Source organism: Streptomyces sp. NBC_00989 (assembly GCF_045162655.1).
Taxonomy (GTDB): Bacteria; Actinomycetota; Actinomycetes; order Streptomycetales; family Streptomycetaceae; genus Streptomyces.
This window is the reverse complement of the sequence record NZ_CP108728.1, coordinates 6,052,990-6,064,467: the sequence shown is the minus strand read 5'-3', so window position 1 is coordinate 6,064,467 and position 11,478 is coordinate 6,052,990. Positions and strand designations below refer to the sequence as shown.

Below are 11,478 nucleotides of genomic sequence, written 5' to 3'. Positions count from 1 at the left end.
GGGACCGATATTCGTGGCGCAGAAGGTCGTGGTCACTCTCTTTGACGACATCGACGGCTCGGAAGCGGCGGAAACGATCGCCTTCGGGCTCGACGGCAAGTCGTACGAGATCGACCTGAATCAAGCCAATGCCAAGAAACTGCGTAAGGCGCTCGCGCCCTACGTGGACGCAGGTCGCAAGCGGTCGAGGTCCGGCAAGGCCTACCGCCAGACCGAGGTGGCCCCCGACCCGGCGGCCGTCCGGGCCTGGGCCCAGGCGAACAAGATGGACGTGCCGGCGCGCGGACGCATCCCCAAGAAGGTCTACGAGGCGTTCGCCGCAGCGCAGTAGGACACGCAGTAGGACATGAGCCGACTGCCGGTCACCGGCCCCTCGGGGCAACCGACTTGCGCTGCACCCCTCCTGGTCAGCTAGAGTTCGGAGCACGCCGAGGGGCGAGGCCGAAAGGCCCAGCTCACGGAGTACATGCGGGTGTAGTTCAGTAGCAGAACATCCTCCTTCCAGGAGGAAGGCGCAGTGTGCAATTCCTGTCACCCGCTCTGCAGGCATCACCGTTCGGACCACTCCGGTGGATCGGGTAGGCTGGTGCTCGCGCCGATCAGTGAGAGCTGGTCGGAGGCAATGCGGACGTAGCTCAGTTGGTAGAGCGCAACCTTGCCAAGGTTGAGGTCGCCAGTTCGAACCTGGTCGTCCGCTCCAGCAAAAACCCCGGTCCGGGTGGACCGGGGTTTTTTGTATGCCCGGTGCGCGCCAAGAGATCGTCCCCGTCTGACATTTGTCATGCCGAGTGATGACACCGCGCACTGCTGTCGGACCCCCGCCGCGGCGACGCTGAAGTCATGGACACCAACGAACACGAACACGTGATTGAGGTCACTGACCTACGCCGTGTGTACGGGGGCGGGTTCGAGGCTGTGCGGGGGATCACCTTCTCCGTGCGGCGCGGGGAGGTCTTCGCGCTCCTGGGCACCAATGGCGCCGGCAAGACGTCCACGGTCGAACTTCTCGAGGGGCTCGCGCCGGCGTCCGGCGGGCGGGTGCGCGTCCTCGGCCACGATCCCTACCGCGAGCGGGCCGCCGTACGGCCGCGGACCGGGGTGATGTTGCAGGAGGGCGGGTTTCCGTCCGAGCTGACCGTCGCCGAGACCGCGCGGATGTGGGCGGGCTGTACGAGCGGGGCGCGGCCCGAGGCGGAGGCGCTCGCGCTGGTCGGGCTCGCGCGGCGGGCGGACGTACGGGTGAAGCAGTTGTCCGGGGGTGAACGGCGGCGGCTCGATCTCGCGCTCGCGCTGCTCGGGTCGCCCGAGGTGCTGTTCCTCGACGAGCCGACGACCGGTCTTGACGCCGAAGGGCGGCGGGACACCTGGGAGTTGGTGCGGGCGCTGCGGGACGGGGGGACGACCGTGCTGCTGACCACGCACTACCTGGAGGAGGCGGAGGGGCTCGCCGACCGGCTCGCGATCCTCAGCGAGGGGCGGATCGCGGTCACCGGGACGCCGGCCGAGGTGACGGCGGGGCGGCCGTCGCGGATCTCGTTCGAACTGCCCGCCGGATATTTCGTGGGGGACCTGCCGCCGCTCGGCGAACTGGGGGTCGTCGGGCACGAGGTGGCCGGGGGAGTCGTACGACTTCAGACGCATGAGCTGCAGCGGGCGGCCACCGGGCTGTTGGTGTGGGCCGAGCGGGCGCGGATCGAACTGCGGCGGCTCGAAGTGCGGTCGGCTTCGCTGGAAGAGGCGTTTCTCGGTATCGCCCAGGAGCAGGAGCAGGGGGTGGCGGTGTGAGTGCGATGACCACTACTCCGGCGGGGCGGCTGCGGGCGCTGGGGCGGGCCGAGTTGGCGTTGCTCGGGCGGAACCGGAGTGCCGTGGTCACGGCGCTGCTCGTGCCGTTGGCTTTGCCGTTCAGCGTGCGGCCGGCCGTTGACCAGATGAATCTCGAGGGGGAGGGATTGTCGGTCGGTTCGGTGATGCTCACCGCCGCGATCGGGTTCTCGCTACTCTTCGCCGTGTACTCGTCGCTGGTGAGCGCGTTCGTTGCGCGGCGGGAGGAACTGGTCCTCAAGCGGTTGCGCACCGGGGAGCTGGGCGACCCCGAGATCCTCGCCGGGACCGCGCTGCCGTCCGTGTGCCTCGGGCTCGTCCAGTCCGTGCTGCTGGCCGTGGCCTGTGTGGTGCTGCTCGACGCGGGGGCGCCCGCGATGCCCCAACTCGTCGTCCTGGGGCTGCTGTTCGGCCTGTTCCTGTCCGCCGCGCTGGCCGCCCTCACGGCGACTGTCACGAGGACGGCGGAGAGCGCGCAGGTGACCGCGTTGCCGGTGCTGTTCGCGTCCATGCTCGGCTCCGGGATCATCATCCCGCTCCAGTTCCTCCCCGACCGGATCGCGGCCGTCTGCCAGTTCCTCCCGCTCTCCCCCGCGATCCGGCTGATCGGCGGCGGCTGGGCCGGCGACCTGTCCGGCTACGACGCCCTCGGCGCCGTCCTGACCGCGCTGGCCTGGACCGTCCTCGCGGTGTTTGCTGTACGGCGGTGGTTCCGCTGGGAACCGCGGCGCTGAGGTACGGGGAGCACAACGGCATGCGGACACTTGTTGGCTCGCGCGGCTCCGGCGGCTGGTGGGGGCGGAAGAGCACGCCCGGGAAGGTCGAGACGTACACCCGGTGGTCCTTCCACTTCTTCGCCGCGTTCGAGGTCGCCGCGATCGGGCTGCCGCTGTTCGCGCAGGTCGGGGTGGGTGTCGCGGGCTGGATGGCGGCGGTCGTGACCGTGCACGCGCTGATCTGCTCCGCGACCGCCTCCCGGGCGCTCGACTGGACGCGCGACCGGCGGGCACAGCCCGTACGGCTGCTGTGGTTCCTCGGATCGGTGACCGTGCTGATCGCCGGCGCCGCGCTCGTCCTGCGGGAGCGGGGGCCCGGCGACGAGCATGTGCGGGCCGCCGCGAACACGCTCTTCGTGGGGGTGCTGAGCTTCGGCGCCGGGACGTTGACGCTGGGGGTTCGCGGCCGGCGGCAGGTCCTCGCGGTGGTCGTGACCGCGGTGGGCGGAGCCATGGTCGCGCAGCTCCCGCTGGGCGTCGCCGCCGCGGCCACGCTCGGCACCGGGCTGGCCGTCCTCTTCGCCGGGGGCGGTCTCGCCTTCACCGCCGCGTTCTCCGTCTGGCTCCTCGACGCCGTCTACGAACTCGACGAGGCCCGCGAGACCCGGGCCCGCCTCGCCGTCGCCGAGGAACGGCTGCGGTTCGGGCGCGACCTGCACGACGTGATGGGCCGCAACCTGTCGGTGATCGCGCTGAAGAGCGAACTCGCCGTGCAGCTGGCCCGGCGGGGACGGGCCGAGGCCGTGGAGCAGATGATCGAGGTCCAGCGGATCGCCCGGGAGTCCCAACGGGAGGTGCGCGATGTCGTACGGGGCTACCGCGAGGCCGACCTCAGACTCGAACTCGCCGGTGCGCAGGGGGTGTTGGCGGCCGCGGGCATCGAGTGCGAGGTGACCGGCGACGCGGCGGGGCTGCCGGTCGAGGTCCAGTCGGCGCTCGGGTGGGTAGTCCGCGAGGCGACGACCAACGTGCTGCGGCATGGAGATGCGGGGCGGTGCGTGGTGGGGGTGCGGGTGGAGGAGGGGCGGGTTGTGCTCACCGTTGAGAACGACGGGGTCAAGGTGGGCGACGGCGGGCGGGAGGTGGGGCTGACCGGACTGGCGGGGCTGGCTGAGCTGGCTGGGGAGAGCGACGGGGGCGAAGTCGGCATCGGTGGTGGGGAGTTGGGGCCGGCGGTGGAGAACGACGGGGCGACGGTGATCGACGGCGGGGGCGGGTCGGGGTTCACATCGGAGACCGACGGGGTGAAGGTGGGCGAGGGCGAGGGCGAGGGCGAGGGTGAGAGCAAGGGCGGGGGCGGGGGCAACGGTGTGGCGTCGGGGCCGACCGGGGAGAACGGCCGGGCCAAGGTCGTCGAGGGCCGTGGCGGGTCGGGGCTGGTCGGGCTGCGGGAGCGGTTGACCGCGGTCGGCGGGGAGTTGGAGGCGGGGGCTGTGGACGGCGACCGGTTCCGGGTGGTGGCTACGGTGCCGTTGGCTGGGGCTGTGGGGACGGGGACGGGGGGCTCGGCCCTATGACCGCGCTGCGCGTCGCGCGCCCGCTGGTCGTGGTGGGTGGGGCGCGATGTCTCGTGGTCGGGCGCGTCGTACGCCCTCTGGCTGCCGCGGGAGCCGGGGGCCGCCTTGTGAACGGCCCCGTCGTACGTCCGCTGAACGCCGTGACCCGAGGGCGACTCGTGATCACCCACCCCGAACGCCCGCTGCCGGCCGCGCGCAAGGGCACACCGTTGACCGCCCGCTCCATCCGTCCCCTGCCCGCCCTCACCAGGAGCACCCCATGACCGCCCCCGTCGTAAGACTCCTGCTCGCCGATGACGAGCACCTCATCCGGGGTGCGCTCGCCGCGTTGCTCGGGCTGGAGGATGACCTTGTGGTGGTGGCCGAGGCGGCTACCGGGCCCGAGGCGCTTGCCATGGCTCGGGCTCATGTGCCGGATGTGGCCGTGCTCGATCTTCAGATGCCGGGGGCGGACGGTGTGAAGGTGGCCACATCGTTGCGGGCGGAGTTGCCGGGGTGCCGGGTGTTGATCGTGACCGGGCACGGTCGGCCCGGGCATCTCAAGCGGGCGCTTGCGGCTGGGGTGCGGGGGTTTGTGCCCAAGACCGTCAGTGCGCAGCGGCTTGCCGAGATCATTCGTACCGTGCATGCCGGAAACCGTTACGTCGACCCCGAGTTGGCCGCCGACGCGATCTCCGCCGGGGATTCGCCGCTGACCGCCCGTGAGGCCGAGGTGCTGGAGCTGGCCGCCGACGGGGCGCCGGTCGCGGAGATCGCCGAACGGGCCGCGCTGTCGCAGGGCACCGTGCGGAACTATCTCTCCTCCGCCGTCTCGAAACTCGGGGCCGAGAACCGTCATGCGGCAGTGCGTCTCGCACGCGAGCGAGGTTGGGTATAGTTGCTCTCGCGCCACGGCGCAGCGCGGACGTAGCTCAGTTGGTAGAGCGCAACCTTGCCAAGGTTGAGGTCGCCAGTTCGAACCTGGTCGTCCGCTCGGGAACAAGACCCCGGTCCACTGGACCGGGGTCTTTTCGTGCGACTAGCTCCAGCTCAGGCCCGTCAGGCGCTCGTACGCCTCGATGTACTTGCCGCGCGTCGCGTCCACGACCTGCTGCGGCAGCGGCGGCGGGGGCTGCTCGCTCTTGCGGTCCCAGCCCGACTCCGGCCCGGTGAGCCAGTCGCGCACGAACTGCTTGTCGTACGACGGCTGCGCGCGGCCCGGCTCCCAGGTCTCGGCCGGCCAGAAGCGGGACGAGTCCGGGGTGAGGACCTCGTCGCCGGCGATCAACGTCTCGCCGTCGAAGCCGAACTCGAACTTCGTGTCCGCGAGGATGATGCCCCGGTCGCGCGCGATGTCCCGGGCGCGGCCGTAGACCGCGAGGGTCGCCTGGCGCAGCTGCGCGGCGGTGTCGGCGCCGACCTGCCGGGCGACCTCCTCGTACGACACGTTCTCGTCGTGCTCCCCTACGGCGGCCTTCGTGGCCGGGGTGAAGATCGGGGCGGGGAGTTCGCTGCCGTCGACCAGGCCCTCGGGGAGGGCGAGGCCGCAGACCGTGCGGGACGCGTCGTACTCGACCAGGCCGGAGCCGGTGAGGTAGCCGCGGGCCACGCACTCCACCGGGACCATCTGGAGGGACTTGCAGATGAGGGTGCGGCCCGCCCAGTCGGCGGGGGCGCCGGGCGGGAGGTCGGTGCCGAGGACGTGGTTGGGGATCAGGTCGGCGAGCTGGTCGAACCACCAGAGGGAGAGCTGGGTGAGGACGCGGCCCTTGTCGGGGATCTCCGTGGGCAGCACCCAGTCGTACGCGGACATGCGGTCGCTGGCGACCATCACGAGGTCGCCCGCCTCGTTCTGATACAGCTCGCGCACCTTGCCGGTGTGGAGGTGCGTCAGGCCCGGAACCTGGAGCGGCTCGGGCTTTTCTACGAATCCGGACACGGTTCCTCCAGTGGGTCTCTCCAACTGGCTCGATTGTCCCGTATGCGCGGCTGCCTCTGGACAGGGGGTGAGTCGGCCCTGTACGTGAGGTCAGTCGTGCTTGCAGATGCGGTCCAGGAGGTTGGCCGTGGCGCGCTGGACGCGGGCGTCCACGTGGCCGGGGCGGTCCAGGGCCGGTGACCAGGCGAAGGTGCCGGAGGCGAAGACGAGGGAGCCGGAGGGGGCGCGGTACAGGGACGTCTCCTGGTGGCGGAGGGCGCCCTCGCCGTCCGCGTACGGGGAGTGGGCGAGCAGGATGCGCTCCTCGTGCGAGGGCAGCTGGGTGCGCGGGAAGTAGCGGTCGGCCTCGCCCGCGACCAGACCCTCGACCGCGTCGCCCTCACCGGCGCCGGTCGCCTCCCACAGCCAGTGGTCGGCGTTGCGGACGATCAAGGGGTGCGGCTCGGGCACCCGGCCCGCGTACTGGATCCCCACCAACTGCTGCTCGGGGCGGTCGACTTCGCGCCACAGCACCGGTTTGCCCGGGCCCCGGCGCTTGCGGCAGGTGAGCAGACGGTCGGGGACGCCGGACGGCGAGGGCCCCAACTCCACTTGCCAGTACATGGTGTTGGCCGAGAGGAAGACGAGGGAGGTGCCGTGGTCGCGGGCGCGCTCGACGGTACGGCGCATCTGTGTCGACCAGTACTCGTCGTGGCCCGGGAAGACCAACCCCCGGTAACGGGTGGGGTCCACGCGTCCGGAGTGCAGGTCGCGGGCGTCGGCGTAGGCGAGGTCGTAGCCGTAGCGCTCGGCCCAGCGGATGAAGTCGTAGGCGTGGCCCACATGCAGGGGCAGGCCCGCGCCCGCGTACGGGCGGTCGAAGGAGACCGTCGTCGCGGCCTCGGACTCGCCGAGGAGGCGGCCGGTGTCGTCCCACGCGTGGTAGAGGCTCGCGCCGGTGTGGCCGTCCTCCGGGTAGAGGTTGTAGGCCTGCCAGGTGATGTCGGGCAGGAGGAGGAGCAGGTCGGCGGGGTGGCTGTCGCGGACCGTGAACGGGATGTGCGAGCGGTAGCCGTCGGCCGTGGTGAGGACGGCGACATAGGCGCCGATGCTCCAGTAGCTCGGGATCTGTAGCCGCCAGGACAGCCACCAGTGGTGGCAGGAGACCGTGCGGTCGGCGGTGAGCGGCGGGGGCTGGACGATGCCCGAGAGGCGGGGGCTGGTGGTGATCTTGGCGGCGCCGTCACCGCCGTAGTGGCCGATGCGGTAGATGTCGACGGCGAACTCCTGGGGCGGGTCGACCGTGACGTGGAAGTCGAGCGCCTCACCGGGTGCGACCGCGCTGGCGGAGGTGAACCCCTTGATCTGGCGGCGGACGTCGTCGGCGGAGCGTGGGCCGCCGCCTCCGGACGCGCGCGGGGCGGGGACCTTGGGGGCGTCTCTGCCGGGGGTGTGCGCCGGGGGCGGGTCCACGTACCAGGGGACGACGTGGCCGGTGTCGTCGAAGTAGGTCTCGCTGCCCCGGAGCCAGGGGACGGGGCCCTGTCCGAAGGGGTCCGTGACGGCGTGCGCCAGCGCTCCGGACTCCCAGCGGCGGATCTGCTCCGACCCCATGGCCTCACCCCTCCCTAGTGCCCCCGTGGTGGTTCTTCGTCCGACTGTCGTATGCCGCGAGCCTTTGCCACGTACGGGACGGCGTACGGGATCGGCCCCAGCACATCACATTAAGCACGCACTCTGTCACTGGTCGTTGCCAATTGACCAAAAGTGGAGCTCGGGGTTCCGATACGCGTGCGTGGCGGGTTGTGGGGGGTGCTTGCGCTCGGGTGGGGGTGCGGCTCGGGTGTCAGACGAGGCGTACCGGTTTCTCCGGGCGTATGCCCAGGTCGATCAGCCACGCGCGCAGGGGTGCCGGGTCGCCGTCCTCCACGAGGCTGAGGACCCTCGGGGCGAGGTCGGCCGCCCTCTCGCCGTTGACGAGCAGTGTGGGGCCGTCGAGCCAGTCCAGGCCGGGCAGTGCGCCGGCGGTGTCCATCGCGGCGCAGCACACCATCGCCGTGACGTGATCGGCGAGCAACTCCCGTCCCGTGCGCGGTGGTTGGAGCGGGAAGAGGGGGAGCGAGGCGTCGTCCCAGAGCGCGGTGTCGGGACCCTGGCCGGGAGGGGCCGAGCTGAACGGCGGGGTGGCCGCTTCCTCGCGCGCCAACTCCGCGGTGAGGCCTGCGGCGAGGGCCGCGCTGTGGGGCGAACCGCTCTCCCCGAGCTCATCGTCGTCGTCGGCGGCCATCGCCTTGTAGGGCTCGGGCTCCGGACGGGAGTAAGGGGCCAGGTCTGGTTCCGGCTCCGGGTGGGGGTCTGGGGCTGGGGCTTCCGGTTGTGCGGAGGTGGGCGGGCCGGTGAGGGTGGCGTCCGTCGCGTACGGATCGGCGGCGCCGTCGGCCTCCGCGTAGCCCTCGTCCTTACGGCCGTCGTCCGCGTAGCCCTCGTCCGTACCGCCGCTGTCCGCGTAGCCCTCGTCCGCACGGCCGTCGGCCTCGCCGTACCGGTCGCCCGGGGCCGTCGTCGTCGGGTCCGTCAGGTGGTCGACCACGCGGGCCAGGGTCGGGGCGTCGTGGTGGGGCGGGGTCGGGTCGGGGGCGCGGCGGACGCCGAGTGTGTCCAGGACGCGGTGGAGGCGGGCCGCGTCGGTGCGCCATTTGCGGTCGACGACCTCCTCCGGGTACTCCTGCCAGTCCACCGGCGCCCAGTCGGGACCGGCCTCGGCGGGGCCGCCGTGGAAGAGGCGGGCGGCGAGGAGAGAGGTCGCCTCGTCGATCGTGCCGGGCTCTTCGAGCAGGTCGCAGGCCGGGCGCTCGCCGAGACGCGAGGCGAAGCCCTCGGCCAGGCGGTCGCGGCGGGACAGCTCCGTGAGCGCCGCGACGACGCCCGCGTCCAGCCGGGACGGCCAGCGGCCCATGCGCCACGCGGGCAGCGCGACCCGGGTCAGCAGCCGGTCCCAGCCCGCGTACGCCAGGCCCACCTGTTCCTGCGCGACGATCCGCAGGCCGTAGTCCACAGCCTGTGCACGCTCGGCGGCCGCGGCGGCCACGCCCCGCTCCATCTCGGCCGCGTGTCCCCGGCAACTGCGCAGCAGCAGCCGGGCGACCCAGCCGACACCGGCCAGCACCGAACGGAACAGCGGACCGCGCGGTGCCGAGGTCACGGCCACCGCCGCGTCCAGCCCCCGTACGAAACGGCGGGCCGCGGCTATGTCCGGGTGCGCGGAGGGTCCCGTACCGGCGACGACCGGCGCGAGCACCGCGCGCAGCTCGCCCACCCGCATCCACCACAGGAACGGCGAGCCGATGACGAGGACGGGCGAGGCGGTCGTACGACGGGAACGCCCCGGGGTGAGGCCGCGTACGCCGGTGATCTCGTCGCGGTTCTCCTGCGGGGGCGGGCCGTGGGACGGGTGGGTGCGGTCCTCCAGCCAGCTGTCGCAGTCCGGGGTGAGCGCTATCGCGGACGGTGCGGGGACATCGAGACGGTCGGCGAGGTCGCGCACCAGGCGATACAGGTCGGGGGCCGACTCCTCGGCGATCGCGACCGTAGGACTCACGGCCGGGCGGGCCCGCGCGACGACCAGCGCGATGGCGCCGGCCGCGAGCAGTACGACGACCGCGGCCACGCTCGTGATCCAGCGGGAGAGGTCCCAGCCCCGGCCCATGAGATGGCCGGTGGAACCCCCGGCGAGCAGGATCACCGCGACGGCGGCGGGCAACAGGGCGACGGCCAGCGCCCGGCTGCGGATCCGCAGCACGGCCAAGGCCCGGGACCGCGCCGCCTGCGCGCCCGCCTCCACACCCACACCCATACCGGTCACGACCGGACCTCGCCCCCTCCGTGCTGTCCCGCTCTGCTGGCGTTGCTCACTCCCCCACTGTGGCACCCGCCACTGACATCGCAATGCCGGTGGGCCAAGTGCCGGAACGCTTGCGCCGCACCATAGTTGGGGCCCCGGCCCCCGTCAGCCGGATGGGGCATCGGTCACTCGATGGAATGGCTCAGGGGAAAGCTGGATGACGGAGGGCAAGGATCAGGCCCCGAATCGTGAGACGGATTCGGGGCCTGCCGGGTTTATCGGTGCGCGGGGAAGCTTGGTGCGCGGGGGAACTTGGGGCGCGGGGAAGCTTGGTGCGCGGAGGGGGTTGGGGTCAGCTGTCCGCCGCCGCCTGCGCCGCGATGTCCGTGCGGTGCTGGGAGCCGTCGAGGCGGACTCGGGCCACGGCCGCGTACGCGCGCTCGCGGGCCTGCGTGAGATCCGCGCCGGTCGCCGTGACGGAGAGGACGCGGCCGCCCGCGCTGACGACGTCGTCGCCGTCGTACTTGGTCCCGGCGTGCAGCACGTACGCGTGCGGGGCGTCCTGCGCGGCCACCTCGTCCAGGCCGGTGATCGGGTCGCCGGTGCGCGGGGTGCCGGGGTAGTTGTGCGAGGCGATGACGACCGTGACCGCCGCCTCCTCGCTCCAGCGCAGGGGGGCCAGGTCGTCGAGGGTGCCGTCGGCGGCGGCGAGCAGGATGCCGGCCAGCGGGGTCTTCAGGCGGGCCAGGACCACCTGGGTCTCCGGGTCGCCGAAGCGGGCGTTGAACTCGATGACCCGGACGCCGCGAGACGTGATCGCGAGACCGGCGTAGAGGAGGCCGGAGAAGGGGGTGCCGCGGCGGCGCATCTCGTCGACGGTGGGCTGGAGGACGGTCTGCATGACCTCGTCCACCAGCTTCGGGTCGGCCCACGGCAGCGGGGAGTACGCGCCCATGCCGCCGGTGTTCGGGCCCTCGTCGCCGTCCAGCGCGCGCTTGAAGTCCTGCGCGGGCTGGAGCGGTACGACGGTCACGCCGTCGGTGATCGCGAAGAGCGACACCTCGGGGCCGTCGAGGAACTCCTCGATGACGACCCGCTCGCAGGCGTTGGCGTGCGCCTTCGCCGCTTCGAGGTCGGCGGTGACGACGACGCCCTTGCCTGCGGCCAGTCCGTCGTCCTTCACGACGTACGGCGCACCGAAGGCGTCGAGAGCCTCGTCGACCTCTTCCGGGGTCGTACAGACATAGGAGCGGGCGGTGGGGACACCGGCCGCCGCCATCACTTCCTTGGCGAAGGCCTTGGAGCCCTCCAGCTGCGCGGCCTCCCCGGAGGGGCCGAAGACCGGGATGCCCGCCTCGCGCACGGCGTCGGCGACCCCGGCGACGAGGGGTGCCTCCGGGCCGACCACGACGAGCTCGGCACCGAGTTCGGTGGCCAGCGCGGCTACGGCTGCGCCGTCGAGGGCGTCGACCTGGTGCAGCTCGGCCACCTCGGCGATGCCTGCGTTGCCGGGGGCGCAGTGCAGAGCGGTGACGTTGGGGTCGTTGGACAGGGAATGGCACAGGGCGTGTTCGCGGGCACCGGTACCGATGACGAGGACCTTCACGGGGTCAGCCTAGGTCA

General features: G+C 72.2%; 10 protein-coding genes and 3 tRNA genes. 9 read left to right on the top strand and 4 right to left on the bottom strand.

The annotated features are described in order from the left end of the window. Nucleotides 1-13: 13 nt before the first annotated feature. The 9 genes from OG714_RS26835 (at nt 14) to OG714_RS26795 (ending at nt 5,090) form a co-directional block, all read left to right on the top strand. Nucleotides 14-331, top strand: a complete 318-nt coding sequence (locus tag OG714_RS26835) for an Lsr2 family protein (RefSeq protein WP_019073805.1) — start codon at nt 14-16, stop codon at nt 329-331. 137 nt (nt 332-468) lie between these two features. After that, nucleotides 469-540: transfer RNA gene (locus OG714_RS26830), tRNA-Gly, on the top strand. 84 nt (nt 541-624) lie between these two features. Continuing rightward, nucleotides 625-700: transfer RNA gene (locus OG714_RS26825), tRNA-Gly, on the top strand. 140 nt (nt 701-840) lie between these two features. Beyond that, on the top strand, nt 841-1,785 hold the full coding sequence (locus OG714_RS26820) for an ABC transporter ATP-binding protein (RefSeq protein ID WP_406124702.1): 945 nt from the start codon (nt 841-843) through the stop codon (nt 1,783-1,785). Nucleotides 1,786-1,790: 5 nt separating this feature from the next. Beyond that, nucleotides 1,791-2,558 (top strand): ABC transporter permease, encoded by a 768-nt coding sequence (locus OG714_RS26815; protein ID WP_406124700.1) that lies wholly within the window; start codon nt 1,791-1,793, stop codon nt 2,556-2,558. Continuing rightward, nucleotides 2,540-4,117: a sensor histidine kinase gene (locus tag OG714_RS26810; protein WP_406131963.1), complete on the top strand. Its 1,578-nt coding sequence runs from the start codon at nt 2,540-2,542 to the stop codon at nt 4,115-4,117. Before OG714_RS26815 ends, OG714_RS26810 begins: the two co-directional genes overlap by 19 nt. Then, on the top strand, nt 4,114-4,380 hold the full coding sequence (locus OG714_RS26805) for a hypothetical protein (protein WP_406124698.1): 267 nt from the start codon (nt 4,114-4,116) through the stop codon (nt 4,378-4,380). The genes OG714_RS26810 and OG714_RS26805 overlap by 4 nt, the downstream gene beginning before the upstream one ends. Beyond that, nucleotides 4,377-4,994, top strand: a complete 618-nt coding sequence (locus OG714_RS26800) for a response regulator transcription factor (protein ID WP_366497736.1) — start codon at nt 4,377-4,379, stop codon at nt 4,992-4,994. The genes OG714_RS26805 and OG714_RS26800 overlap by 4 nt, the downstream gene beginning before the upstream one ends. Before the next feature lie 23 nt (nt 4,995-5,017). Then, nucleotides 5,018-5,090, top strand: a tRNA-Gly gene (locus tag OG714_RS26795). A 45-nt stretch (nt 5,091-5,135) separates the two neighbouring features. On the opposite strand, the gene OG714_RS26790 is transcribed toward OG714_RS26795, so the two are convergent. The 4 genes from OG714_RS26790 to purD form a co-directional block, all read right to left on the bottom strand. Next, complete coding sequence (locus OG714_RS26790) at nt 5,136-6,035, bottom strand: phosphoribosylaminoimidazolesuccinocarboxamide synthase (protein WP_406124697.1); 900 nt, start codon at nt 6,033-6,035, stop codon at nt 5,136-5,138. A gap of 90 nt (nt 6,036-6,125) precedes the next feature. After that, nucleotides 6,126-7,628, bottom strand: a complete 1,503-nt coding sequence (locus OG714_RS26785) for a N,N-dimethylformamidase beta subunit family domain-containing protein (protein WP_406124695.1) — start codon at nt 7,626-7,628, stop codon at nt 6,126-6,128. Between the two features lie 232 nt (nt 7,629-7,860). After that, nucleotides 7,861-9,867, bottom strand: a complete 2,007-nt coding sequence (locus OG714_RS26780) for a hypothetical protein (RefSeq protein WP_406131962.1) — start codon at nt 9,865-9,867, stop codon at nt 7,861-7,863. Between the two features lie 340 nt (nt 9,868-10,207). After that, nucleotides 10,208-11,461, bottom strand: a complete 1,254-nt coding sequence (gene purD / locus OG714_RS26775) for a phosphoribosylamine--glycine ligase (protein WP_406124693.1) — start codon at nt 11,459-11,461, stop codon at nt 10,208-10,210. Nucleotides 11,462-11,478 lie beyond the last annotated feature (17 nt).